19 protein-coding genes are annotated in these 26,272 nt (G+C 51.3%); 16 read left to right on the forward strand and 3 right to left on the reverse strand.

From position 1 onward, the window contains the following. Positions 1-180: 180 nt before the first annotated feature. The 10 genes from pilG to SOJ49_RS01925 all read left to right on the forward strand — a co-directional run bounded on the left by pilG (position 181) and on the right by SOJ49_RS01925 (position 15,363). Positions 181-564 carry a twitching motility response regulator PilG gene (pilG, locus tag SOJ49_RS01880; RefSeq protein WP_303432905.1) on the forward strand — a complete coding sequence of 128 codons (384 nt, stop codon included), beginning with the start codon at positions 181-183 and terminating at the stop codon, positions 562-564. Positions 565-597: 33 nt separating this feature from the next. Then, positions 598-963, forward strand: coding sequence for a twitching motility response regulator PilH (gene pilH, locus SOJ49_RS01885; RefSeq protein WP_369856532.1), 366 nt, complete (start codon positions 598-600; stop codon positions 961-963). Between the two features lie 2 nt (positions 964-965). Next, the gene (locus tag SOJ49_RS01890; protein WP_369856533.1) at positions 966-1,490 is read left to right on the forward strand and encodes a chemotaxis protein CheW; all 525 of its coding nucleotides are present in this window, start codon (positions 966-968) and stop codon (positions 1,488-1,490) included. 67 nt (positions 1,491-1,557) lie between these two features. Beyond that, positions 1,558-3,612 carry a methyl-accepting chemotaxis protein gene (locus tag SOJ49_RS01895; protein WP_369856534.1) on the forward strand — a complete coding sequence of 685 codons (2,055 nt, stop codon included), beginning with the start codon at positions 1,558-1,560 and terminating at the stop codon, positions 3,610-3,612. Between the two features lie 24 nt (positions 3,613-3,636). Continuing rightward, positions 3,637-4,524 (forward strand): protein-glutamate O-methyltransferase CheR, encoded by an 888-nt coding sequence (locus SOJ49_RS01900; RefSeq protein WP_369856535.1) that lies wholly within the window; start codon positions 3,637-3,639, stop codon positions 4,522-4,524. Beyond that, positions 4,521-12,083, forward strand: coding sequence for an Hpt domain-containing protein (locus SOJ49_RS01905; protein WP_369856536.1), 7,563 nt, complete (start codon positions 4,521-4,523; stop codon positions 12,081-12,083). The genes SOJ49_RS01900 and SOJ49_RS01905 overlap by 4 nt, the downstream gene beginning before the upstream one ends. After that, positions 12,084-13,136: a chemotaxis protein CheB gene (locus SOJ49_RS01910; RefSeq protein WP_369856537.1), complete on the forward strand. Its 1,053-nt coding sequence runs from the start codon at positions 12,084-12,086 to the stop codon at positions 13,134-13,136. Beyond that, positions 13,111-13,587: a chemotaxis protein CheW gene (locus SOJ49_RS01915; protein ID WP_369856538.1), complete on the forward strand. Its 477-nt coding sequence runs from the start codon at positions 13,111-13,113 to the stop codon at positions 13,585-13,587. Before SOJ49_RS01910 ends, SOJ49_RS01915 begins: the two co-directional genes overlap by 26 nt. A 31-nt stretch (positions 13,588-13,618) precedes the next feature. Then, the gene (waaC, locus tag SOJ49_RS01920; RefSeq protein ID WP_369856539.1) at positions 13,619-14,641 is read left to right on the forward strand and encodes a lipopolysaccharide heptosyltransferase I; all 1,023 of its coding nucleotides are present in this window, start codon (positions 13,619-13,621) and stop codon (positions 14,639-14,641) included. Further along, positions 14,638-15,363 (forward strand): hypothetical protein, encoded by a 726-nt coding sequence (locus SOJ49_RS01925; protein ID WP_369856540.1) that lies wholly within the window; start codon positions 14,638-14,640, stop codon positions 15,361-15,363. Before waaC ends, SOJ49_RS01925 begins: the two co-directional genes overlap by 4 nt. Positions 15,364-15,608: 245 nt before the next feature. On the opposite strand, the gene SOJ49_RS01930 is transcribed toward SOJ49_RS01925, so the two are convergent. Further along, entirely contained in the window at positions 15,609-16,673 is a 1,065-nt protein-coding gene (locus tag SOJ49_RS01930; RefSeq protein ID WP_369856541.1) for a polysialyltransferase family glycosyltransferase, read from the reverse strand. A gap of 12 nt (positions 16,674-16,685) precedes the next feature. On the opposite strand from SOJ49_RS01930, the gene SOJ49_RS01935 reads away from it, so the two are divergent. The 6 genes from SOJ49_RS01935 to SOJ49_RS01960 all read left to right on the forward strand — a co-directional run bounded on the left by SOJ49_RS01935 (position 16,686) and on the right by SOJ49_RS01960 (position 23,871). Beyond that, positions 16,686-18,287, forward strand: a complete 1,602-nt coding sequence (locus SOJ49_RS01935) for a UbiA family prenyltransferase (protein ID WP_369856542.1) — start codon at positions 16,686-16,688, stop codon at positions 18,285-18,287. After that, entirely contained in the window at positions 18,284-19,573 is a 1,290-nt protein-coding gene (locus tag SOJ49_RS01940; protein WP_369856543.1) for an FAD-binding protein, read from the forward strand. The genes SOJ49_RS01935 and SOJ49_RS01940 overlap by 4 nt, the downstream gene beginning before the upstream one ends. Further along, positions 19,570-20,316: an SDR family oxidoreductase gene (locus SOJ49_RS01945; protein WP_369856544.1), complete on the forward strand. Its 747-nt coding sequence runs from the start codon at positions 19,570-19,572 to the stop codon at positions 20,314-20,316. Before SOJ49_RS01940 ends, SOJ49_RS01945 begins: the two co-directional genes overlap by 4 nt. Next, positions 20,313-21,272: a YbhN family protein gene (locus SOJ49_RS01950; RefSeq protein WP_369856545.1), complete on the forward strand. Its 960-nt coding sequence runs from the start codon at positions 20,313-20,315 to the stop codon at positions 21,270-21,272. Before SOJ49_RS01945 ends, SOJ49_RS01950 begins: the two co-directional genes overlap by 4 nt. A gap of 4 nt (positions 21,273-21,276) precedes the next feature. Further along, on the forward strand, positions 21,277-22,392 hold the full coding sequence (locus tag SOJ49_RS01955; protein ID WP_369856546.1) for a hypothetical protein: 1,116 nt from the start codon (positions 21,277-21,279) through the stop codon (positions 22,390-22,392). Positions 22,393-22,497: 105 nt separating this feature from the next. Then, on the forward strand, positions 22,498-23,871 hold the full coding sequence (locus tag SOJ49_RS01960; protein ID WP_369856547.1) for a hypothetical protein: 1,374 nt from the start codon (positions 22,498-22,500) through the stop codon (positions 23,869-23,871). On the opposite strand, the gene metF is transcribed toward SOJ49_RS01960, so the two are convergent. Further along, the gene (metF, locus tag SOJ49_RS01965) at positions 23,859-24,695 is read right to left on the reverse strand and encodes a methylenetetrahydrofolate reductase [NAD(P)H] (RefSeq protein ID WP_369856548.1); all 837 of its coding nucleotides are present in this window, start codon (positions 24,693-24,695) and stop codon (positions 23,859-23,861) included. The two genes, SOJ49_RS01960 and metF, sit on opposite strands and share 13 nt — an antisense overlap. A gap of 142 nt (positions 24,696-24,837) precedes the next feature. Further along, positions 24,838-26,220, reverse strand: coding sequence for an adenosylhomocysteinase (gene ahcY, locus SOJ49_RS01970; protein ID WP_369856549.1), 1,383 nt, complete (start codon positions 26,218-26,220; stop codon positions 24,838-24,840). Between the last annotated feature and the right edge of the window lie 52 nt (positions 26,221-26,272).

Genomic DNA, 26,272 nt, shown 5'->3' on the forward strand with positions numbered 1-26,272 from the left:
CGCAATAAAAGTCTGATCTGGATTCTATATCAATCAGGTCTCTGTTCGGTGAAACAGTTTTGACATGGGAACCTTATAGCTTGGTACATTAATGTGTGATACAAAAGTGCACCGTAACGTCACACGCATGCGGTCGCGGCCGGAAACAGCAATTAACGATCGGATGGTTAAGGCCCTTATATGGACGACAACTTTCAAAATATCAAAGTGATGGTCATCGACGATAGCAAGACCATTCGTCGCACAGCAGAGACGCTGCTGAAAAAAGTAGGCTGCGAGGTGATTACGGCAACCGATGGCTTTGATGCCCTCGCCAAAATCGCAGACACCAGCCCGAATATTATTTTTGTCGATATTATGATGCCGCGCCTGGATGGCTATCAGACCTGCGCGCTGATAAAAAACAATTCCAAGTACAAGTCCACGCCAGTGATCATGCTTTCAAGTAAAGACGGTCTTTTCGATAAGGCAAAGGGCCGCATTGTAGGTTCTGACGAATATCTCACCAAGCCGTTCAGTAAGGACGAGCTGCTGGGTTCTATCCGGCAATACGTAAAATCATAAGATAAGCACGCGAAGCATTAAGGGGTACCAAGCATGGCTCGCATTCTGGTAGTAGACGATTCTCCAACAGAAACCGAAGTGTTTCGTTCCATGCTGGAGAAAAATGGTCATGAAGTCCTCACCGCCGAAAATGGTGCGGACGGCGTGGCGCTGGCAAAACAGGAAAAGCCGGACGTAGTACTGATGGATATTGTCATGCCTGGACTGAATGGTTTTCAGGCGACCCGTCAGCTGACCAAGGACGCAGAAACCGCAGAAATTCCGGTTATTATCGTGACCACTAAAGATCAGGAAACTGACCGGGTGTGGGGCAAGCGTCAGGGCGCCTGTGGCTATCTGGTGAAACCGGTGTCGGAAAGCATTTTGCTGTCTGAAATCAATTCGGTTATGGCCAAGTAGCGATGAGCCCATTTGCGCTGCTCGTCAGCATTGCCGAACGCAGTCGCCGTAATGCCTCTGAGCTGCCACAGCAGATCGAGGTTGTTACCTATTGGCGGGGTGTCGGTTTTATGCTGGCAGGTTACGAGTTTGTGGCAGATATGGGGCAGGTAGCAGAAATATTGCAGCCTCCCAGGATGACCAAGGTACCCGGTGTTCGTAGCTGGGTACTGGGCGTGGCCAATGTTCGAGGCCGTCTTGTTCCAGTCATGGATCTGGCTGGCATGCTGGGGTTGACAGGTAAGGCTAACTGGCGTTCCCGTCGGGTGTTGGTGGTAGAGCAGGGCGATGTATTGACGGGTTTGCTGGTGGATGCTGTGTTGGGGATGCAGCAGTTTCCGATGGATACCATGAGCGAATTGGCTCAGGTCGACCCGGCATTGGAAAAATACACTCGCCACGGCTTTGACCGGAATGAAAAGGTCTGGTCGATTTTCCGTATTGACGAACTGATTCAATCCCCGGAGTTTATGCAGATCGCGGTTTGACCGGGTTCTGAGGTGACTCCATTCGGGGCGCCAGGATAATGCATGCAGTAAGTGTGGAGACAAGGGCATGAGTTCGAAAGCTGGTAACGTCTTTTCGACGGTTTTGAAGAACGGAGTCAATGGTGTTCTGGCAGTGCTGCTGGTCACATGTCTTGGCTTGTTTATTGGTATCACGGTCTATGTAAACAGTTTGCAGAACCGGGATGAACAATACATTGAACATGCTGGCGAGTTGCGGGTGTTGTCGCAGGAAATGGCGACCAACGCCGTGGAAGCGGCGTCCGGTAACCGTGAAGCGTTCGAGCAGCTGCGGGTGGCCCGTGACAAGTTTGAACTTCGCTGGAATTATCTGAACAATGGTAATCCAGAGACCGGCCTCGAACCGGCAGAAGTGGCGACGATGACCAACGTGCAGCAAGTCTGGGATGGTGTCAGCCAAAACGCCGACCAGATTATTCGCGCCCAGGATATTATCCTTTCTCTGCATGAAGTTGCCGCGACGCTCTCAGAAACGATTCCCCAGCTGCAGGTGGAATACGATGAGATTGTAGAAATTTTACTTGATAACGACGCGCCTGCTGACCAGGTGGCGGTAGCCCAGCGTCAATCCTGGTTGGCGGAGCGGATTGTTCGTTCTGTTAACAAAGTGTTGACCGGTGGCGAAGACGCTGTCATGGCGGCCGATGCGTTTGGCCGGGATGCCTCGCTGTTTGGTCGGGTACTGAACGGCATGGTGCAGGGCAACGTGGCGATGAATATTTCCAAGGTAACGGACGATGAAGCGGTACTGGCTCTCTCTGAAGTTTCCGAATTGTTTGAATTCGTATCCGGATCAGTAGACGAGATTCTTGAAACGTCGCCGGAACTGTTCCAGGTTCGTGAGGCATCCGACAGCATCTTTGTTAATTCTCGAGTGTTGCTGAACCAGACATCAGAACTGACCGAAACCATTCTTACTGAAGCCGACGAACGAGCGGTGCTGCAGGCGCTGGGATACGGTGCTGCAGTGTTCGCTATCATGATCATGATTGCTCTGGGTTATTTGTCTTATCAGTCAACCCGTCGCGATCTGGAAGAAACGGAAAGCCAGAACCAGCAGAACCAGATGGCGATTTTGCGACTCCTCGACGAAATTGCTGACCTTGCCGATGGTGACTTGACTGCCTCTGCGACGGTAACCGAAGACTTTACCGGTGCGATTGCTGACTCTATTAACTACGCCATCGACCAGATGCGTTCGTTGGTATCGGCGATTAACGAAACAGCGGTACAGGTATCCTCAGCAGCCCAGGAAACCCAGGCCACTGCGATGCACCTTGCTGAGGCTTCTGAGCACCAGGCCCAGGAAATTGCCGGCGCCTCGGCGGCGATCAACGAAATGGCGGTTTCCATTGACCAGGTATCTGCCAACGCCTCTGAATCCTCTGCGGTAGCGGAACGTTCGGTAGCCATCGCCAACAAGGGCGCCGAAGTGGTACAGGCGACGATCAACGGCATGGATAACATCCGCGAGCAGATTCAGGAAACGTCCAAACGGATTAAACGACTGGGTGAGTCCTCGCAGGAGATTGGTGACATCATCTCGCTGATTACCGATATTGCTGACCAAACCAACATTCTGTCTCTTAATGCTGCGATTCAGGCATCCATGGCCGGTGACGCAGGTCGGGGCTTCGCGGTGGTAGCGGACGAAGTACAGCGCCTGGCAGAACGTTCAGCCGCTGCAACCAAGCAGATTGAAGCACTGGTTAAAACGATTCAGAACGATACCAACGAAGCGGTAATCTCGATGGAACAGACCACCACCGAGGTGGTACGGGGTGCCCGTCTGGCGCAAGACGCCGGTGTGGCCCTGGAAGAAATCGAGAACGTATCGAAAAACTTGGCGGAACTGATTCAGAACATCTCCAACGCTGCCCGTCAACAGGCCTCTTCTGCTGGTCATATTTCCAACACGATGAATGTAATCCAGGAAATTACCTCGCAGACTTCTGCTGGTACCACGGCTACCGCGAAATCGATTGGTAACCTGGCTGAAATGGCCAACAAACTGCGTGAGTCTGTAGCGGGCTTCAAGCTGCCTGAAGCAGATCTGGATATGGAGCAACAACAGGTTCTGTGATAACAGTCCTGGTTGAGACTCCTTATGAATCATCAGATTCGTCCTGCTGTCAGCACTATGCCAGAGCTTAACGACGACCAGTTTGTTCGTTGGCAAGCTCTGCTGGAAGAGCGAACGGGTATGTGTATGCCCGTTCAGCGGCGGACTTTTCTGCAAACCAGCCTGGGTATTCGGATGCGTGAAATTGCATGCAGCGATTACTCCGAGTATTACAGCAAGGTGGTCAGTGGCCCATCAGGTGCTATTGAGTGGAATACCCTGGTGGATCGACTGACTGTGCAAGAGACCCGTTTTTTTCGGGATCCGGATGCCTTCGAGTTTGTTGGTAATTATATCCAGAAAATGGCCAATACTTTGGCGGCGGGCCAAACGCTTGAAATGTGGAGTGTAGGCTGTTCATCTGGAGAAGAGGCATACAGCCTGGGCATGGTTGCTGATCAATACCTGACTCCCGCAGGGCGCCAATATGCGGTGACGGGGACGGACATATCCACCTTTGCCTTGCGCAAGGCGCGAGCTGCCAGTTATCAACTGTCTGCCCTCGGCTGGATACCAGACAGCCACCGCGACCAATACTGCCTCCGTACTGACGACGGTCATATGCAGGTGACCGATACAGTTCGTCAGCGTTGCTGCTTTACTCAGGTGAATCTACTGAATCTTTCCGCATTTCCGCTGCAGTCCCAGCATGTGATCTATTGCCAAAATGTGCTGATTTATTTCCGGCGCTGGCGGCGTCGGGAGATTCTCAATGTACTTGCCGAACGGCTGGTTCCAGGTGGCATTCTGGTGATTGGTCTTGGCGAAATTGTAGACTGGCGTAACCCTCTGGTTGAGCCGGTTGGTGGTGGCAAGTTGACAGCATTTGTCCGTAAGCAAAACGATTCTAACAGGGAGAGCAAACGGCGATGAGTCAGGATTACATCGCCCTGGAATGGGTGAAAGGGGAAATCCAGGAAACACTCCAGCAAGCCCAGCAATCACTGGAAGCTTATGGTGAAAACCCCCAGGACAACAGCAGACTGAAGTTCTGCTTCAGTTACCTGCATCAGGTTCATGGCACGCTCCAGATGGTGGAGTTTTATGGTGCCGCCTTGTTGGCAGAGGAAATGGAAGCGGTTGCGGCTGCGCTGGCGGATGGTCAGCTCAGAAATGAACGAGATGGTCTGGAAGTACTGATGCAGGCCATTATTCAGCTGCCCCACTATCTGGATCACATCCAGGTTGGTCGACGAGACCTTCCTGTTGTATTACTCCCTATCCTGAATGAACTGCGCTCCGCTCGCGGGGAAAACCTGCTGTCTGAAACCGCACTCTTCAGCCCTCGGATGCAACGCCGGGCGGTATTGACACCGGCGCAGCTTGCACGTTTTACCAATGCCGATTTTCAGCAATGGATTCGCAAGGTTCGTCAGATGTTGCAGGCGGCAACATCGCAGTTACTACAGAATAAAAAACCCGAGGTCGCCAAGGAATATCTGCTGAAAGTTTTCAGTCGGTTACACAATGCGCTCGGGCATACGCCGTTTGGTGTGGTTTGGCAGCCAGCGATGGCGTTCAGTGAGTGGTTGATTGGCCAGCAACATATGCCCGCCAGCGCCAAGATGCTGTTGCGTGAACTGGATCATATGCTGAAAAACCTGATCGCCGATGGCGAGCGGGTGCTTAATCAGGCGGCGTCAGATGAGCTGGTCAAAAACCTGCTGTTTTATGTCGCCCGAACCAGTGTCCAGGGTGATGCTATCGCCGCTGTACAGGAAGCATTTCAGCTGGATGCTGCGTTGCCGACAGAAGATGAAATTCAGCGCGAAAGAGATGCTCTTTCAGGCCCTGACCGGGATACGGTTGGCCAGGTTCTGACGGCATTGGCTGAAGAAATTACGGCGATCAAGGATAAGCTTGACTTTGCTATGCGTGACGGCAGTGGCAGTGTTGAATCTTTGCAACTGGTGTTGCCTGCAGCGAAACAAGTCAGTGACACCATGGGGATGCTGGGCCTGGGAGCGCCACGGCTAGTGATACAAGAACAACTGTCGGTTCTTGAAGAGATGCAACAATGTGGTGCTCTTGATAACACTCGTTTGTTTGATGTGGCGGGTGCCTTGTTGTTTGTTGAGGCTACGCTGTCCGGAATGATTCGGGAAGGCAATCTGGAAGACAGTGGTGAAACCGGTGCCCTGACAGATGCCCAGAAGGCTGTTTTGCGTGAAGCCCGCAACGTTCTTGAGCAGGTTAAGGACGCGATCATTGCGTACGTTGGTAATCAGTGGAATACCAACGAGTTGCGCGACGTTCCTGGTCTGCTGCATTCAATCGCCGGTTCGCTGCGTATGGTGCCGCTGCCTGATGTGGCCGAAATACTTCATGTTGCTGCGCCATTTGTTGAACATCTGATCGAGTCTGGAGCGCGTTCTGACTGGACAACGCTAGACAGCTTTGCTGATGTGCTATCGGGTGTAGAGTATTTTATTGAACGCTATACCGATAATCCACACAGCTCTGGTGACGATATTCTCCAACGCGTGTGGGTATCGCTTGAAAGTATCACGGGTGTTCGTGCCGCTGCGGTGGTTGAGGCTGACGCTGAAAAGGCGCGCCTGGCCGAAACAGCACCGTCGGCACTCCCGGATGAAAGCGCTCCGTTTGAAGAAAGTGCTGTACTGGCTGCGACAGATGCCAATACTGTTGAGCCAGAGCCAGAGCCAGAGCCAGAGCCAGAGCCAGAGCCAGAGCCAGAGCCAGAGCCAGAGCCAGAGCCAGAGCCAGAGCCAGAGCCAGAGCCAGAGCCAGAGCCAGAGCCAGAGCCAGAGCCAGAGCCAGAGCCAGAGCCAGAGCTGCAAATAACGTCAGCGCCGGAAGCAGACAAGGATGACCTGACGGCCAGTACTTCACTAAATGACACCGAAGATGCCGACGTCGTTAACGACGTCGGCATGAAGAGTACGCCTGCTGCGGTGGTGGGTGTTGAACTCGGTACTGCAGCCAAACGGTCTTTGCTTCCACCGGCTCCTGTATCGGTGGCAGATCTTATTGTTAATGATGTTGATGATCTTATCGACGATGAGATTATTGAAATCTTCCTGGAAGAAGCAGAAGAAGTTACCGAAACCCTGAAAGAATACTGGCCTCAGTACAAACGGGATATCTCCGATGCTGAAGCGCTAACGACTGTCAGGCGTGCGTTCCATACTCTCAAAGGGAGTGGACGCATGGTTCAGGCACTGATTATTGGCGAGTTGGCCTGGTCGATTGAAAACATGTTCAATCGGGTGATCGACAAGACCATTTCAACCAGTGATAACCTGATTGATATTGTTGAGCATGTAATGAGTGTGTTGCCAGCACTGATTGATGACTTCCGCCAACGTGGTGGGCCCAGTATCGATACTCAACCGTTGATGGACTATGCCTATGCCTTGGCTGCAGGAATGGCGGTGCCAGACCTGGCTGAAGTCCTTGGCACAACATCGACTACAGTAGAACAGCTGTCAGATGTTGGCCATGAACCGGATGACGACAGTGCCTTACTGGAAGTATTTGTACAGGAAGCGAATGGCCATCTGGATACGGTAAATGAATTTATTGCCGAATCCCGCTTGCATCATTTTGAAAATCCGCTTGGCGACCGGGTTCAGCGTGCTCTGCATACCCTCAAGGGCAGTGCCCATATGGCGGGTATCAGTGCCATTGCCAATCTTGCTGCGCCGCTCGAACGCCTGTTCAAGGAATTACGTGCCTACCAGGTGAGTAACAGTGAGTTGCTGGTCGATCTGATCACCGCTGGAACAGCATTGATAGCGACTGCCTTGCAGAACAAGGCCGGACTGCACCGTAATCTGACCGAAGAAGAACAAGGCTATCTTCACCGCATTGAAGATGTTGAAAAGTCGTTGCTAGCGGCACTGCTGCTGGATGATGGTGCGATCATCAAGACTCCCAATCCTCAGGCTATTTCGCAATTTCTGGCGAATGGCATGGATTCTCTGCTGGAGGCTGATTTATTACTTAGAAAGTGGCAGCAGACCGGTGACTTTGGTGTGCTTGATGCCCTGTGTAATGATCTTGTTGAAGTCGCCGATGGTGCAGACCAGGCGGAACAACCACGCATTCATGAGTTGGCGACAGGGCTGCACGGTTTTTACCAACAGGCCAGTAAAGCCGGGGCGGAAACCCAGGCCGCAGAGCAAAATAACTGGGCTGAACTGGCGATGGAAGGTCAGGAGCAACTGTTAAACATGATGGACTGCCTGGCCGCTGGTCAGGTACTGGAGCGGCCGATTATTCTTGACCGGATTTTAGGCGTTACCCATCTGCTGGAAGCCTGGCTGACTGATGCTGCTGGAGCAGAGGGTGATGGTGACAACGCCCCTTTTGGTGAAGCGCCGGTCTTGTCTGAGGGAGATATCCCTTCCGCTGATGCGATTCCCGTTTTATCAGTAACGGCTGCGTTCGAAGCAGATACCGATACGGTCGAAAATGAGGCAGTAGACGCCGTGCCTCCGGCCCCGTTTGAATGGGATGTTGTTGAAACTGAAATCGATTTTCAGGCAGAGGAAGAAAAGAGCGATGCCGTTGAAGACAGCAGGATTATTGCTGATGTATCGGACGAGATTGAAATACAGCTGCCTGAAAGCGACGTAAGCAATGTTGCGGATCTGGAGATTGAATTTGTTCTCGACGAGCCAGACGTCGCAGAAGATATAACTGCTGTTGTTAATGCTGATGATACGAAAGAGGCAGGTTTTGAAGTCGAGTGGGTATCAACGGATGCCGCTTCCAGGGAAGAGCCGGCTGACGAAGAATTACCGTTACTGTCCGCTGAACCTTTTGTGCCGCAGCGTCTGGATGTTGATGGGCCGGAAGTGGATTTCAGTGATCTCGGAAGTGCTTTTGAGCTGGATGATCCGGTCCGTGAAGAGCATCGGGAAGCGTTTGATAACCCGGAGACAACGGATACCAAAGATCTTGTTGAGACACCAGAGGCAGAGGATAGCCTATCTTTGCCGGATGTGTCCGACAGCGCTGCAGAATGGCAATTACCGCCAGAAAATCTGGCGGTAGAACATGAACTGCAGAAAAGTATCGAGTCCTTGGGAGAATCGTACCCGGAACAGGATCTTGAAACACTGCTGAGCAGCGTCCCTGTTGTTGATGACACCTTTGCCGAGTTATTAAGTAACAATGACATTGTCGATGACGAGCAATTTGAGCTTGAGGCGCCTATTGATTTGCCTGAAGTAGAGGAGCCAGCAACAGACCATGACCATGGCCTGCTGCAGGGGAGCGCGGACGGTAATGACGGCAATAATGACGGCCATATTGTTGCGGAGCATGATCTGCGGCAGTTGGACGACTCAATAACAATTCCAGAATCTGAGTCGACCGTAACTAGCCCGCTGACGGCTGCAGCACCGGAATGGATCGTCGAAGATGTTCCGCCAGCCATGCTGGTTGATGACGGCAGCGAAGAAATTCTCGAAATCTTTCTGGAAGAAGCCGAAGAAATTATTGAATCCGTTGACCGGGTTCTGGGGGATTGGCGCACCGCGCCTGATAACCTGGTCAACGTGGCGCATTTGCAACGGGATCTTCACACCCTCAAGGGTGGCGCTCGGATGGCTGAGCAGGCAGAAGTAGCCGAGCTGTGCCATGATCTCGAAACACTGTACGAACGGATCAACAATGGTCGCCTGGGGGTAGAGCCGGGGTTGTTTACCCTGTTGCAGGCAGCCCATGATGATCTGGGTGGCCAATTGGACAGCATTCGTCATGCTCAAGTGCCCCGGTCAGCAGACAGTATCCTGCTTTCCCTGAAAGCGTATATGCAGGGGGAAGTGGTACACGACCCAAATGCATCCGATGTCACTGAGGCTGGGGCGCTGGAGGATCTTGATGATTCTGCGGTTGCCGTTGATCTGGTCAAGTCCGAATCGCTGGACGAAAGTGACCGGGAAATTCTTGAGATATTTCTGGACGAAGCTGCCGAGCTGTATGAAGCGCTGGATCAGGCGGTGCAGGAGTGGGAAAAAACACCGACCAACATGGAGCCTGCGAACGAAGCTCAGCGCGTATTGCATACTTTCAAAGGCGGTGCACGTCTTGCTGGTCTGGTGGCTATCGGCGATCAGGCGCATGAATTTGAAAGTCGTATCCTGCGGGTGCAGCAAGGGTACCTGAATGCGGATCCGGAGTTCTTCAAATCTGCCTATCAGGAGCAGGATGCTCTGGCCCGACAGATCGAACGAATTGGTACCATGCTGCAATCGGGCGAAATGGTATTGCTTGGCGACACCAGTGTTGAGTCGGCACCGCTGGATCAGTGGTCTGACAATCCATCTGTGGAAAAGTGGTTTGCCAACCCTGAATTGGACGATGCGGAAGCGGACGAAGCGGATCAGAAGTCCGTGTCAGCAGCGGTAAAAGCCGAGGATGATGATCCTGGAATTGAAGAACACCCTGCGCCAGAGTCAGCTCCTGTCCCTGTCCCTGTCCCTGTAGCAAGCGCAAGCGCCGAACCCACAGCCAGTAATGTGGTGCCGCTACGTACGACAATGGCTCCGGTAACAGCGGCGGCTGTGCCAGCGTCGGTTGCCGAAGCCGCGCAACAGGTTGCAGCGCGGCGTGCGCCTCAAGAACTGGTCAAGGTCTCAGCCGATTTGCTGGATGATTTGGTCAACCTCGCCGGTGAAACCTCAATTGGTCGTGGTCGTCTGGAACAACAGGTGACTGACTTCTCTCATACGCTGGAAGAAATGGAAGGTACGCTGGATCGTTTGCGCGACCAGTTACGCCGTCTGGATATCGAAACCGAAGCCCAGGTGTTATTTCGTCAAGAGCGCCATGGCCCGGAATACGAAGACTTTGACCCGCTGGAAATGGATCGTTATTCCACGATTCAACAGCTGTCACGTGCCCTGATTGAATCCGCCTCGGATTTGCTTGATATCAAGGACACGCTGTCAAATAAAACCCGTGATGCGGAAACCTTGCTGCTACAACAGAGCCGGGTAAACACCGAATTGCAGGAAGGTTTGATGAAGACGCGGATGGTGCCTTTTCAGCGCCTGGTTCCGCGGTTACGCCGGATTGTGCGGCAGGTGAGTCTGGAACTCGACAAACAGGTCGAATTCCGGGTCTTGAATGCTGAAGGCGAGCTCGACCGTACCATTCTTGAACGGATGATTTCTCCGCTTGAGCATATGGTGCGTAACGCCGTTGACCACGGTATAGAATCACTCGAAGACCGTCGTGTGGCGGGCAAGCCGGATATTGGTACCATTGATCTGGCCGTCAGCCGCGAAGGCAGCGACGTTGTACTGACTTTGCGTGATGATGGTAAAGGTATTAACCGTGAAGCCGTTCGAGCCAAGGCGATTGAGCGTGGTTTACTGGCGCAAGATGCACGGGTATCCGATCACGACCTGTTGCAGTTTATTCTGCAGGCTGGCTTCTCGACGGCGAAAAATGTCACCCAGATTTCCGGGCGTGGCGTGGGTTTGGACGTTGTCAGTACTGAAATCAAACAAATGGGTGGTACGGTCGAAATTCTCTCTGAAGAGGGGGCCGGTACACGCTTTGTTGTCCGTTTACCATTCACTGTATCGGTTAACCGGGCGCTGATGGTTCGGATTGGTGACGATTTGTACGCGATCCCTCTGAATAATATTCAGGGCATTGTCAGGGCATCAGGTAATGAGCTGCAGGGCTACTACCAGTTACCGTCACAAGACCGGCAGTACCAATATTCCGGGCAGGATTATCGCCTGGAGTATCTTGGTGTCATGCTCGAAAATGAATCCCAGCCCAAGGTTGTGAATCAGAACCTGCCGTTGCCCATTTTGTTGATTAACGGGGTTGTGCCGTATGCCTTACAGGTTGATTCACTCCTGGGCAGCCGTGAAATCGTGGTAAAGGCCTTGGGTCCCCAGTTTGCTTCTGTTATGGGAGTATCAGGCGGAACCATTCTGGGTGACGGTAGCGTGGTGATTATTCTTGACCTGCCCGCCATGATTCGGAGTCAGACGTCGCTGGAATATCAGCAGGCGAAACTGCTTGATGCCAGAATGGCTGAGCAACGTCATGAGCAGGCGGCCAGGGCCCCTCGGGTGCTGGTAGTGGATGATTCGGTAACGGTACGCAAGGTAACCACGCGGCTACTGGAACGTCATGGTCTGGAGGTGTTTACCGCCAGTGACGGAGTGGACGCGATGGCGACGTTGCAGGATCATCATCCGGATCTGATGTTGCTGGATATAGAAATGCCGCGCATGGACGGTTTTGAGGTCGCCTCACTGGTACGCCACGATGAACGTCTGAAATCGATCCCGATTATCATGATTACATCCCGTACCGGAGACAAACACCGTGATCGGGCGATGGCGATCGGTGTGAATGAATATCTGGGCAAGCCTTTCCAGGAAGAGTTGCTGCTGGCAACCATGAATCGGCTGTTGGGGCGTGAGGGTAACTAGGTGATATTGCCTCGGGTTGGCATTATCGCTGACGACCGCCTGCAGCAGCATATGTTGCAGGCGGCCATGGCACATTTTGGCTTTGAAGTAATCGTCAGTGCTGACCCGTCGCGCATGGAGTTGATTCGGGGTCGTGGCTTGTCGCTGGATGTCTGGCTGATCGATATCAATCGTGATAATGATGATGAGCTGTCAGACTGGCTGGATGAACTGATACATGGCCCGATCCCGGTGCTGGTGGGGTTTGAAAAAGCGCCTCCTCGGGGTAGTACAACATTGCCACGCTGGCAAAAACGCCTGTACCAGAAGTTAAAGGAGATTGTGCCAGGAAAGCCGCTGGCGGGTGAAAGTGCCGCCAGCCTGGAACGCCTTTCTGCTCCGGTTAGCGCTCAACCTAGCCGCATCCTGCTGCCGAAAATCTTCGCAAACTTGGCATTGACCGGCAAACCGGCAGACGAAATCTGGGTTTTGGGCGCGTCTTTGGGTGGCCCCGGTGCCGTCAAAAACTTTCTTGATGCTCTGCCTGCCGGACTGCCCGTTGCTTTTGTCTATGCCCAACATATTGATTGCCGCTTTGAAGAAACACTGTCTGCGACCATTGGCCGCCACTCTGAGCTCAAGTTATGTCTGTTTCAGGAAGGCCGTCAATTGACTCATGGGGATGTGCTGGTTGCTCCGATTACCGATGAATTTGGTTTTGAAGCTGAAGGCCGGTTAGTATCGACACATCATGACTGGCCAGGCCCGTACGGTCCATCGATTGATCAGGTCATATTAAACGTGCACCGGTATTTTCAGGCTCGGACGGGTATTATCCTGTTCAGCGGCATGGGTAATGATGGCTCGGAAGCACTGACGGCTTTACCTGAAAGGCAACTGCCGATCTGGGTGCAAACCCCGGCGACCTGTGCCAATGCATCAATGCCTGAAAGTGCGCTCGCTACAGGCCTGGTCACTTTTCATGGCACCCCGTTCCAGCTGGCTAACCAGCTGGTGAATAGACTCAAGAATCACTGGATGAACACCCATGAGCCAGACACCTGCCAGCATTGAACAACCCGGTCAGGTTGAGTGCCTGATGATGCAGCTGCACGACCGACAGTTATTGCTTCCTAACGTGACAGTCGCTGAGATTATCCCTTTTTCTCAGTTAATGACCACGAACTCCAGTGTCAACTGGGTCATTGGCAGTATTCAGTGGCGCGGGGTTGGTATACCGGTTATTTGCTACGAATTACTTAATGGAACGGCCGCACCACGTCCAAGCCCCAGTGCCCGTTTTGCCGTGATTAACGGTGTTGGTCGTCATACCGGGATGCCATTTTTCGGCATGCTGGTGCAAGGCATTCCAAAACTCAACAAGGTACTGGAATCGGATATTCAACAGGTTGATGCGGTAATGGGAATGGGGGCGATGGATCAGATGGCCATCAGTGTTGATGGCGAATCCGCGTTTATTCCTGATCTTGAACAGATAGAGGCTCACTTGTTGGCTGTGCTGTGATTTCAGTACTGCAATAACAAGCAAGATACCCATGACCCGAATTCTAATTGTAAAAATGTCTGCACTAGGCGACATTTTGCACACACTGCCTGCCGTCACTGATGCCTTGAAACACGACCTATCGTTACAGATCGACTGGTTATGTGAAGAGCCATTTGCTGACATTGCCCGATTACACCCTGGCTTACATCAGGTTATCCCTCACGGCCGTTTACGCTGGAAAAAGCGGCGTCTGGCCTTCGTCACCTTGAAAGAGCAGTGGCAATTCTATCGCGGCTTGCGTCGTAATCAGTACGATCTGGTTATCGATGCCCAGGGACGTATCAAATCTGCCCGGGTGGGCTGGTTATCCGGAGCGCCGGTCTTTGGCCCCGACGAACAGTCCGCGACGGATGCCGAGACCCGGCATGTCTATCGCCAGGGCTATCCGATTACCGAAGTCAACGCAATTGAAAGAACGCGAGAATTATTCGGCAAGGTGTTGGGTTATCAACCGCAAGGCGAACCGGACTTCGGTATTCAAACCAGTCGTCTGGCTAGCTGTCAGGCATCCTGGCACGATCAATTGATATTTTTCCACGGCACGACCTGGGACTCCAAACATTGGCCTGAGCGTCAGTGGTGTGAATTATTGCAATTGGCCCGGCAGGCGGGGCAGAAAGTGTTGCTACCATGGGGTAATGACACCGAAAAACAACGAGCCGAGCATCTGGTCGCAAGTTCGGGATGGGGAGAAGTTCTGCCACACATGAGTCTCTGGGATTTGAGTGGCGTGATCGCTCGCTGCAAAGGCGCTGTTGGGGTCGATACCGGCCTGATGCACGTTGCCGCTGGAATCGGTATCCCTACTGTCGCTATTTTTGGCAGTACCAGTGTTGCGCTGACTGGAGCGATGGGCAGCCGGGTGGTGAATTTTCAGGCTGATTTTGAGTGTTCACCTTGCCGGCAGAAAATTTGTTTAATGCTGTTGGATGACATACCTCCTTGTTACAGCACTATTTCGGCAACAAAAGTCTGGAGTGAGTTATTGATTCTGGCGGAGAAGCGGGTTTGAAACATCAGTTTGTATGCGTGCGTTGGGGCACCAAATATCCGGCAGCTTATGTGAACCGTTTACGTAATATGATTGCACGGCAAATGCAGGCAGACTTTGTACTCTATTGTCTGACTGATGATGGCCGTGACCTGCATCCGGATATTCAAGTGTTGCCTATTCGTGATAACAATTTGTCGGGCTGGTGGCATAAACTGAGTCTGTTTCAGAATGATTTTTATGGTTTGAGCGGAGATCTGCTTTATACCGATCTGGATGTCGTGATTGTTGATCAGTTGGATGAATTTTTCCGATATAAGCCTGGTGAATTTCTGATCTCAAAAGATTTGCTCACAGGTGCTTTCAATAGCTCGGTATTCAGGTTTCAGGCGGGCAGTCAGGCACAGATCTGGAACTCTTTTGCGGAGCAACCAGAACGAGTGATGCAAGACTACAAAGGTGATCAGGACTGGATTACCAAACAGGTAGTTAACCCGCAATTATGGCCTGATTCCTGGGTGGTATCGTTTAAAAAACAATGTAACTCCAGAATAGAACGCTCATATGGTCGGCTTGGTCTCGTATTACGCCGTTTTGGCCTGATGAAAGTAAAAGGTGAGGCAGTGATACCTGATGGTGCCAGAATTGTTCAGTTTCATGGCAAGCCGGATCCTGAGGATGTTATGGATGGATCTTACGATATATATCGTCATGCGCCATGGATAAAGCAATACTGGAAGTAACTCGGAACGGAACATGCAGTAATAGCACATAAGCCATTTACAGTGTTGCCACCACTGAGGGCGAGCATTCCCTCTTCCGGTGTGTTGTTAATTCGGTTCTGAATCAATTGGTCGACACTGGCCGTCGTTACTTATAGCGGATTCGAGCTGACGTTCTGTGCATTGCCAGATGCATCAGAATGTTGATTAATCAGATTTCAGACCACTTGCTCTGATACTTTTCGGGTATGGATGAAAATACAGATTTATTGCTTGTGGGAGGAAAATGAAAATATTGTCACGTCCAGAGATTTGAACAGCGTTATCAGTCGTTGATCAGATTTACCATCTATCAATGAAAAAGCTTTTATTTCAGGCCTCAACCACTTGGCAATCAGTAATGTCGAAGAAACATCGCCCCATATCTCGCACTGGTTTGGCAGGTGCGGCAGCATGGCTTCAAAGCTGATACCGGCCGGTAGCAAGGTAACGCCTTCTGCTTGCAGCTGCAGGCTATCAGGGCCACTGTTGCGCGGGTGGTATTTGGCAGCGATCTGCTTGCCATCCTTTGCCATTTGCTGAATCACCGCCATGATGCGCTGTTTATATTCTGGGTCTTTCTCAAATAGCGACTCATGGGGAAGGGTGAACAAAACATCCAACGGCCGCAGTTGCTGCGGGTCAAAGCCATACTGCTTCATCAGTTGTGATGATAATGCCAGCAAGGGCGCTGCCGTAAAGCCGCTGGCGCTGAGCTGAATCACGTGTTTGTTTTTTAATAGCGGGTGAATATGTGTCGGAAAAGCCGCATGCACATATTGGATCCAGTCTGACCCGCCTACGGTTGGCGGGTTTTTCCACCAGAATCCATAACTGAGTTTTTTCACCAGATTGTCCAGCACGTTGTCACTAAAACTGGAGGAGGCTTTTCGGCCCATATAAGTGAACGTTCCTTCATCCATATAGTGACCAATCGGCTCGCAGCCAAGGGCGTCGGCAATGTGCATGCTGTATTGGAATTCGATACGACGGTCATTGCCGACAAATAAATTGGTTGGACGCAGCGTGGTAATGAGGTCTTCGAGCTTGGCAAACAGCTGTTTGCGTTTTTGGAGTTTATTAACCAGACCTTTGAAGCGGCCGTAAAAGATCCGGACACTGGCAAAAGGCGATTGTGGCCAATCTTTGACCAGTGTATAGAGAGGGAAATCCTGATGTTCCGGCTGATCAATAAAAATGAGATGGGCTTGTTCGTCGGTACGCTCTGCGGCAATCACTGCAGCGGCATACAGATGCAAAATAGTAGAGGCAAAGTAGACGGTATTAATCATGGTCGGTGGCCGGTGAGTAAACGTAGAGAGTCAGTCTACCTGTCGCTTAAAAATCTACCAAGCCAGGTGTTCGTCGTATTGGAAGCTGGGTGTCGTTGGGGAACAGATTTTTTTAATATCATGGGGCTAAATATGTATACTGCGCCATTTGATAGTGGACGATTTTGTATAGGGAAGTTTAGGCCGATGGAATCAAGCAATAGCGTACTTGTGGTGGATCTTGATGGCACGCTGGTCTCGACGGATGCTCTGGTTGAATCTGGTCTGGATTTTCTTCACCAGCATCCGGCTGGCATTCTCCGCCTTCCAGGTTGGCTTCGCTCCGGTAAGGCAATGCTTAAACAGTCTTTGGCAAACAACTCTTCGTTATGTATCGAAAAGCTGCCTTATAACGACTACGTGCTGGAATTGATTCGGCAAGCAAAACAGTCTGGTAAGCGAGTGGTTCTGGCGACTGCGAGTGACCAGGCTATTGCCAGGGCAGTTGCAGACCATTTGGGATGCTTTGATGAGGTCATTGCTTCTGATGGAGGCACTAACTTGTCTGCTGCGCGCAAGCGGGATGCTCTGGTTCAGCGCTTTGGTGTTCGGGGCTTCGATTATATTGGTAATTCCAGCGATGATTTGCTGGTCTGGCAGGCGTCGGAACACGCCATCCTGATTGATACACCGGCTCGTGTGGCCAGGGCGGCCCGCAGAACGGCTAACGTCAGTGATGAGTATAGTACTCAGAAAACTCCTTTGTTGGCTTTTTTGAAAGCACTGCGTCCGCATCAGTGGGCTAAAAACGGATTGATTTTTGTACCTTTAATGACTGCTCACGCCTTCTCTGTTGACGCCTTGGGAGTGGCATTGCTGGCCTTCGTGTGCTTTTGTCTGGTGGCGTCTGGTACTTATCTGATCAATGATTTGCTCGATATTCAGGATGATCGCCAACACCCGAGTAAGTGTAAAAGGCCATTTGCAGCCGCAACACTGGATCCGTTAACCGGTATTTGGTCTGCCTTGTTGCTGGTGGCTGTCGGTGTGCTATTGGGGGTGATGCTGCTGCCTCCGCTTTTTGTTTTGTCACTTATCGCCTATCTGGTCATTACTCTGGCTTATTCGCTGGTACTGAAAAGCATGATGGCTGTGGATGTGATCACCTTGACGGTGCTGTACACCCTACGCATTGTGGCGGGTTCGGTGGCGATTGAAACGGAGCCAACCTTCTGGATTCTGACCTTTTCATTGTTTATTTTCCTCAGCCTGGCTCTGGTGAAGCGGTTTGCTGAATTGCAGCAGGCCAGAAATAAAGGAGAAACAGGGAAGTCGGCTGGCCGTGGTTATTACCCCTCTGATATGGAAATGGTTGCCGCTATGGGGGTAGGCAATGGTTATTTGTCGATTCTCTTCTTTGCTTTATATATTCAAGATGCGGCAACAATAGTTCTGTATTCCCACCCGCAATGGCTCTGGTTGATTTGCCCCGTCCTGATGTATTGGGTAACGCGGTTGTGGCTGCTGACCCATCGGGGAGAAATGCACGATGATCCGGTTGTTTTTGCCATTAAGGACAAGGTAAGTCTGGTGACCTTATTGATGATCATGGCTGTCTTTGGAGCTGCCATATGAAATTGGAATCCTGGGGGCGGTATCCCAAATACCCTCAAGCGGCATCGCCGGTTTGGTGGCCGCAACAGCTTGATGCTGCTGCGTTGCCGCAATCATTTTTGCCTTTTGGCAATGGCCGAAGTTATGGCGATGTGTGTTTGGCCTCCAGCAATCAGCTACTGACGATGCGTGGTTTGGATCGTTTCGTGGCTTTTGACCGTCAGACCGGGGTATTACGTGCTGAAGCGGGTGTGACGTTGGGTGATATTTTGCAAGTGACTGTGCCGGCCGGGTGGTTTTTACCCGTTGTTCCAGGAACCCGGCTGGCGACACTGGGTGGTGCCATTGCCAACGATGTTCATGGTAAAAACCACCATAGACAAGGGACGTTTGGCTGCCACGTCAATCGCTTCACCTTGTATCGTCAAGGGCAGTGGCTGGAATGTTCACCGCAGCAAGAGCCTGACGTGTTTGCTGCCACCATTGGTGGTCTGGGCCTTACCGGGATTATTGTCGCGGCCGAAATTCAGTTAATGCCGATAAAGACCGGCCAGATTGATACTGTGACCCAGCGGTTTGATCGGCTGGAAGATTTTTTTAGGCTGGCAAATGACTATGACCTTAGTCATCAATACGGCGTCGCCTGGATTGATTGTCTGGCACGCGGGTCACGGCAGGGGCGAGGGGTGTATTTTGCCGGCAATCATGCTGAATATGAGTCGCCAATGACGATTCACCAGCGGCAGTTGGCGATACCTCTCACCCCGCCGCTATCGCTCGTGAACCGGGTGTCACTAAAAGTATTCAACGAGCTGTATTGGTACACCAAACCAAAGCAGCCCGTGGTGTCTAGAGAGCCTTATCCTGGCTACTTTTTCCCACTGGACGGTATTCAGCATTGGAATCGTCTGTACGGGCGCAACGGTTTTCAGCAATATCAGTGTGTGATACCGGATAATGGTGCGACGGATGCGATGCGTGAATTACTCAGCGCTATCGCCGATGCTCAATCAGGTTCTTTTCTCGCAGTGATGAAAAAATGTGGCGATGTCTCTTCGCCTGGACTTTTGTCGTTTCCGTTAGCGGGTACTTCGCTGGCACTGGACTTTCCCCAGTCATCAAAAACCGAGAAACTGTTCGAGCGGCTGGATGCCATCACCCGTTCTGCTGGTGGGCGTTTGTATCCTGCCAAGGATGCGCATATGTCGGCAGCAGATTTTCAGAGTTTCTACCCACAGTGGCAGGCACTGGATGCGCTACGGGATCCCAGCATCAGCTCTCACTTCTGGAAACGGGTAACCTTATGAAACGAATTCTTATTATTGGTGCGACGTCGGCCATTGCCGAAGCTTGCGCCCGTGAGTGGTTGCAGCAGGATGATGCCTGTCAGTTTGTTCTGACCGGCCGCGACCGGAACAAACTGGATATGATCAAAGCAGATTTACAGACGCGGGGTGCCCAGAAAGTTGACACTTTGTTGCTGGATATTAATGACCTGGAAAGTCATGCGACGATCATTCAGGAGGCAGGCTGTTTCTTGGGGCAGCTGGATCGAGTGTTGGTGGCTCCGGGGTCGCTACCTGACCAGGCATTGTGCCAGCAGGATCTCGTCTATGCGCGGGAATCGATCAACACCAATGCGACGTCCATTATGATGTTGCTGGAACAGCTGGCGACAACGTTGGAGCATCAACGTACCGGCCATCTGGTGGTGATTTCCTCCGTGGCGGGGGATCGTGGTCGTATGAGTAATTATTTCTACGGCGCTGCCAAGGCTGCGGTGACGGTATTTTGTTCTGGCCTGATGATGCGATTGCAGAAGTCTGGAGTGTCTGTTTCCGTTATCAAACCCGGTTTTGTACAAACCCCAATGACTGCTGATCTGAATTTGCCAGACAAGCTGGTGGCGACACCTGAGCAAGTGGCACGAGTTATTGTGAAAGGCAGCGAGCGGCAGCAGGGAGTCATTTACGCGCCCGGTTTCTGGCTTTTTATCATGGCTATTATCCGTCTTATTCCTACTGCCATATTCAAGAGACTGAGTCTGTGACCGACACTCATCTGGTGCATGGCTGGCGTTTTCGACTGCTGTTACTGTCGGCAGTCATCAGCGCAATAGGCTATATCGGTTTTGCTCTTTGGGGTGGGTGGCAAGAGGTCTGGCAGGCATTTACTCGTATCGGTGCTACCGCAACATCGGCGGCTTTTATCCTGTCGCTAATCAATTATGGGCTTCGCTTTATTCGCTGGAATGGCTATTTGGTAGAACTGGGGTGCTCCAGTTTGCCATCTGCGGAGCACTTAAGGATATACCTGGCTGGGTTTGCACTTACTGCCACACCAGGCAAGGCAGGGGAGGCATTACGGACGGTCTTACTGAAACCCTTGGGAGTGCCTTATAGCAACAGCTTTGCAGCATTGGTATCGGAGCGTCTTGCTGATATCGCGGTGGTATTGCTGTTATCGTTGCTGGGCATCGCGGCATATCCGGAATTATTCCCGATAGCGCTGGTATTTCTGGCAGCGATGGGCGGGTTTGTAGCGATATTAATGCCCGCTCCTCAGCGCTGGGTTCGCTCTGGCTTGAGCCGTAGAAACAGTCAATTTTCTCAATTGATGATGAAAGTGGTCAATGTGTTCGCACAGGCTCGCCGCTGTAACCCGCCAGGTATGATTGTAAAAGGCCTGATTTTAGGGGTATTGGCTTGGGCAGCTGAAGGGTTAGGTTTTTGGTTCTTATTAGAGCAAGTGGATGCCAATATTTCCTGGTATCTTGCTATTTCGATTTATTGCCTTTCCATGTTAGCAGGAGCGGCCAGTTTTATGCCTGGAGGGATTGGTGGTGCAGAAGCAGCCATGACTGCAATGTTAACGCTTTCTGGTGTGCCGCTACCTATCGCTATTGCTGTTACTGTTTTGATCAGATTGGCCACCCTGTGGTTTGCGGTGGTCATTGGTCTTTTTCTATTAATACCGTATCTTGCTAAAACAAAAAATGGAAAGTAACGGTTTGACCTATGGACTGAGAAAATATAGCTGGACGCTGCTGCCGGTAATACTTGTTGCTATGGTTGCTGGCCTATCTGGTGGTTCTAGTGACTTTAATTTTGCTCTATGGTCTATCGATTATTCACAGGGGTTTGTAAGGCGAGGGTTGGCAGGAGAAGTTGTTGGCGGTCTGTTTGAGGTACCCTTATCGAAGGAAACCATGGAAGCTATCTTTCTTTTTTGTTTTCTGCTTTTCGTATTCGCTTCGCTGCTTTTTTTTATCAGTCTTGGAAGTTTTCCACCGTTTACGTTATTCGTTATTTTGTCGAGCGGGTTTTATTTTCAGCAGTATGCGTATGATTTGGGTAAACTGGATGTGATTATACTTATGATGGTTATGATAGGGCTTAAAATAATCAATCCAGATAGAATGAAAACTACTTTGGTGTTAATTTTTTTTATTACTACTGTTGCGCTATTGATTCATGAGGTCTCGGCACTGTTGTTGGTGCCTATATTCCTTGCAGGTATCTGGGTTCAGCCGCTCGAACGGGTCATACGATTTAAATTGGTCAGTGCTTATTTTCTTTATTCCATTCTAATGTTTACTGTTGTATATATTGCCGGTAGCTCTACAGTAGAAGCATCTGTCAGGTATCAGTCCAGTTCTACTCTCATGCCATTTCTGACGGCTGATAACGATGTTTTCAATATTGCCGGTCGTTCATTTTATGATAATTTTAGTTGGGCAATGGGACGGCTTATGGAGGAAAAAACAGGATCTCGGGTTTTATTAAATTTGGTTGCTTGTTTTCCATTTTTGATTATTCTCGGGTCAATGATTAGGGAGTTAATGAAGTTAAAAGTGTCTGTTGTAGAAGTCGTAGTGCTGGTATCGGGTTCAGTGTTATTTCTTTATTTTTTGGGTGTCGATTTTTATCGCTGGAACGCGTTGTTAATGAGTTTGTTGTTTATACTGCTGGCTTATGTCGGTGGTGTGGTGAAAATAACCTATTCTGTACCCCTGTGGCTGGTGTGGATCGCACTGGTATTTTCCCTTTGGTCAGGCCCGTTAGGTATTTCTGTGGCCCTGCCATCAAGGTTTTTTCTTTTTTCTGGCCTTGAGGGGATTATTTGAATTCTGAGTGTTGCAAGGCCAAAATCTGTTTTCTGTATGATACAGTGACCCCAATCAACATAGATTCACGGTCATAAGACGACACCAGTCGGTGGGACTTTTATATTGATAGTCAGCAAAAATAGCCGCAGTGGGCTTATAAAATATTGGTTACCGGAAGTAGGTCATGCGCTTACCAGTAGGGTCGCTTTTACCCTTGCGGTATTGATGTCTGTCGTCGTATCGAGCGTTAAAGGCTGGAGTGGCTTACACAGTTGGGCTATGTCTAACTGGGAAATTAGCTATGATTTTGGATTTTTCAAACGCGGTTTGTTGGGTACGCTTACGCGGCCGCTACTTGATTCGGGTTGGCTGGGATGGAATCGGACGGATTGGGTGCTCGTTGTGGGGAGTGTGTTACTGGTTCTGTTTGGCATGTTGGTGGTATGGCTGACTTTACAAGCTGGAAGACAGAGCGGCGGAAAAACCCGGCCCAGCAGAACCGATCAACTTATATTGTTGGCGCTGCTGGTATCGCCGTTGATGGTCATGGCATCTAATCTGGTGGGATATCTGGATTATGCTGTTTATCTATTGGGGGCTGGTGCAATTGGGTGCGCCTTGCAGCGCAAGTACCTTATTGCGACGGGGCTCCTGCTGGTTGCGATACTAATACACGAAGCAGCGCTGTTTGTCGGTTATCCAATAGCCGTTCTGACTATTATATTTCAGCAAGCAAGACTGGGTCGACACTCGCTGCTGTTCTGGAAATGGCCTGGAGCGGCACAGGTTATGACGTTGGCCCCCTTGCTGGTACTGGGGTGGATTTTTTACACCCAATCTCATTTTGAGCAGTCAGATGCCTTGCGTACTTATTTGCTGCAACGTTGTGAGCAGGATTTACGCTTGCTGGATTTTCGCCCGTCGAAAATCTATCCGGGTGCGGAGCATATGGTCGAGTTGATCATGCACTCGTTCGATGGTTTCTGGCAGGAAGAACTATCCAAAGGGCTACAGCGCCTGAAGGATACCGAATCGCTGGTGGTTTTTGGGCCACTTCTTGCCTGGCTACTGCTAGCAACACTGGCAGCTATGGTTGGATTGCCCTTCCGGCTGTTACTTTCTGTCTTGCTGGTGCTGGCAAGTCTGGCTCCTCTGTTGATGCATTTGATCGCCTTTGATACCAATCGTATTTGGCTAATGCCAGTGGTTAACTTGTTGTTCGCCCGCTGGGTTGTGCAGAATTATCAACAACGGCCAGCGGGTTTGCTGGCAGAATTACTGACCGACCTGGGCGCCATAGTATTGATAGTGGCCTATAGCGTACTAACCCCGATTGTTATGGTGGATGAGTTGATACTGACGCTGTATTTTTATGATTACGTTATTTGGTATGCACTGACGATGCTGGTGGCTGTCAGTATATTTATTGGTAAATACTATCCGCTCGTTCAGGCCGGAAAACTCGTTTTGGCAGCGAGAACGGCTCAGCTTGATTGAATTCCCAGGCGATTCCACACCTTCAAACTCGGCTCGGCCTGATTCAGGGTATAAAAATGCAGCCCCGGTGCACCTCCGGCCAGCAAGCGTTCACACATAGTGGTCACCACCTCGGTACCAAACTGTTGGATGCTGTCGGTGTCATCGCCGTAGGCTTCTAACTGTTTACGAATCCAGCGTGGCAATTCAGCGCCACAACTGTCGGAAAAGCGTGCCAGTTTGGTGTAGTTGGTAATAGGCATGATGCCTGGAATGATCGGTATCGTAATGCCCATGGCACGCACCCGGTCGACAAACCAGAAGTAGCTGTCGGCGTTGTAGAAGTACTGGGTAATGGCGCTGTCGGCTCCAGCTTCCACTTTGCGGACAAAGTGTTTCAGGTCATCTTCAAATGAGCTGGCCTGAGGGTGTTTCTCCGGGTAGGCGGCCACTTCAAGGGTGAACCAGTCGCCGGTTTCTTTGCGAATAAACTCGACCAGTTCATTGGCGTAGCGTAATTCGCTGCTGGCCAGTCCTGCACCGGAAGGCAAATCACCTCGCAGGGCAACCAGACGGCGGATGCCCATGTCTTTGTAGATGTGCAGTAAATCGCGCAGCTCTGATATTGAATCGCCGACACAGGACAAATGCGGGGCGGCAGCCATGCCTTGCTGCTGAATACCTTCAACAATGGCCAGCGTACGATCGCGGGTCGAGCCGCCAGCGCCGTAGGTAACGGAGAAAAACTCGGGGTTGGCGTTGGCCAGTTGATCCCGAACGCGCAGTAACTTTTGGGTACCGGCGTCCGTTTTGGTCGGGAAAAATTCGAAGCTGAGGGTGGTCATCTTGTTCGCCTGACGTCAGGTGTCAGACGCTCCATAATGTGGGTGTTTATCTCCAGAGGACAGGCTCTGGAGGGCGTCGAAGGTTTTGACGGCTGTTTTGATGGTTATCGGCGTCAGACCTCCGACGTCCAGCGTCAGGCAATCAGTACTTATACGCTTCCGGCTTGTACGGGCCTTCTGCCTTGACGTTGATATAGCTGGCCTGGGTGGCGGTCAGTTTGGTTATGACGCCCCCAAAACCTTCCACCATGTCTTTGGCCACTTCTTCGTCGAGTTTTTTCGGCAGTACTTTTACGTACACGCTTTCGGCTTTTTCGGCTTCCATCAGGTTGGCGAACTGGCGTTCGTACAGGTAGATTTGAGCCAGTACCTGATTGGCGAAAGAGCCATCCATGATGCGCGATGGGTGACCAGTGGCATTACCGAGGTTCACCAAGCGGCCTTCTGACAGCAAAATCAGGTGGTCGTCGGTCGATTTGTCACGGTATACCTTGTGCACCTGAGGTTTGACTTCGTCCCATTCCCAGTTTTCACGCATATAGGCGGTGTCGATTTCATTGTCGAAGTGACCGATGTTACAAACGACGGCGCTGCGTTTCAGCTTTTGCAGCATATTCTTGTCGCAGACGTTGACGTTACCGGTGGTGGTAACGATCAGGTCGGTCTTGCCCAGCAGATCACCGTCGACACCGTTCAATTCGCCGGTGTTCTCGCCGTTGATGTACGGTGAAACCACTTCAAAACCATCCATGCAGGCCTGCATGGCACAGATCGGGTCGATTTCAGAAATCTTGACGATCATGCCTTCCTGACGCAGCGATGCCGCCGATCCTTTACCAACGTCGCCATAGCCGATGACCAGTGCTTTCTTGCCGCTCAGCAGGTGGTCGGTACCGCGCTTGATAGCGTCGTTGAGAGAGTGGCGACAGCCATATTTGTTGTCGTTCTTGGATTTGGTGACGGAGTCGTTAACGTTGATGGCGGGCACTTTTAATTCGCCTTTTTCCATCATTTCCAACAGGCGATGAACACCGGTGGTGGTTTCTTCCGAAATACCGTGGATGGCGTCCAGCAGGTGTGGGAAGTCCTGGTGAACCATCTCGGTCAGGTCGCCGCCATCGTCCAAAATCATATTGGCATCCCATACCTGGTCGCCATCTTTCTTGGCCAGAATGGTTTGCTTGATGCACCAGAGGAATTCTTCTTCGGTTTCACCTTTCCAGGCGAATACCGGGATACCGGCAGCGGCAATGGCGGCGGCGGCGTGATCCTGGGTCGAGAAAATATTGCAGGAAGACCAGCGTACTTCGGCACCCAGATCAGCCAGGGTTTCGATCAGTACGGCCGTTTGAATGGTCATGTGGATACAGCCCATGATCTTCGCACCGGCCAGTGGCTGGCTTTCCTGGTATTTGCGGCGCAGCGCCATCAGGGCAGGCATTTCGCCTTCGGCGATCTGGATTTCTTTACGGCCCCAATCGGCCAGATTGATGTCGGCGACTTTGTAATCGGTGAATTGAGTCATGTTGGCTCCTGTCTCATTGGGCGTTTAGGTCGGAGGGGCCGCCTTGGCCCCG

The organism is Candidatus Thalassolituus haligoni (assembly GCF_041222825.1).
GTDB classification, from domain to species: domain Bacteria; phylum Pseudomonadota; class Gammaproteobacteria; order Pseudomonadales; family Oceanobacteraceae; genus Oceanobacter; species Oceanobacter antarcticus.

Bases quoted from the DNA above. Each gene is read 5' to 3' on its own strand.
- SOJ49_RS01930 (WP_369856541.1), bottom strand. From the start codon at position 16,673: ATGATTAATACCGTCTACTTTGCCTCTACTATTTTGCATCTGTATGCC.
- SOJ49_RS01905 (WP_369856536.1), top strand. From the start codon at position 4,521: ATGAGTCAGGATTACATCGCCCTGGAATGGGTGAAAGGGGAAATCCAG.
- waaC (WP_369856539.1), top strand. From the start codon at position 13,619: ATGACCCGAATTCTAATTGTAAAAATGTCTGCACTAGGCGACATTTTG.
- SOJ49_RS01915 (WP_369856538.1), top strand. From the start codon at position 13,111: ATGAGCCAGACACCTGCCAGCATTGAACAACCCGGTCAGGTTGAGTGC.
- SOJ49_RS01890 (WP_369856533.1), top strand. From the start codon at position 966: ATGAGCCCATTTGCGCTGCTCGTCAGCATTGCCGAACGCAGTCGCCGT.
- SOJ49_RS01895 (WP_369856534.1), top strand. From the start codon at position 1,558: ATGAGTTCGAAAGCTGGTAACGTCTTTTCGACGGTTTTGAAGAACGGA.
- SOJ49_RS01940 (WP_369856543.1), top strand. From the start codon at position 18,284: ATGAAATTGGAATCCTGGGGGCGGTATCCCAAATACCCTCAAGCGGCA.
- ahcY (WP_369856549.1), bottom strand. From the start codon at position 26,220: ATGACTCAATTCACCGATTACAAAGTCGCCGACATCAATCTGGCCGAT.
- metF (WP_369856548.1), bottom strand. From the start codon at position 24,695: ATGACCACCCTCAGCTTCGAATTTTTCCCGACCAAAACGGACGCCGGT.
- SOJ49_RS01900 (WP_369856535.1), top strand. From the start codon at position 3,637: ATGAATCATCAGATTCGTCCTGCTGTCAGCACTATGCCAGAGCTTAAC.
- SOJ49_RS01945 (WP_369856544.1), top strand. From the start codon at position 19,570: ATGAAACGAATTCTTATTATTGGTGCGACGTCGGCCATTGCCGAAGCT.
- pilH (WP_369856532.1), top strand. From the start codon at position 598: ATGGCTCGCATTCTGGTAGTAGACGATTCTCCAACAGAAACCGAAGTG.
- pilG (WP_303432905.1), top strand. From the start codon at position 181: ATGGACGACAACTTTCAAAATATCAAAGTGATGGTCATCGACGATAGC.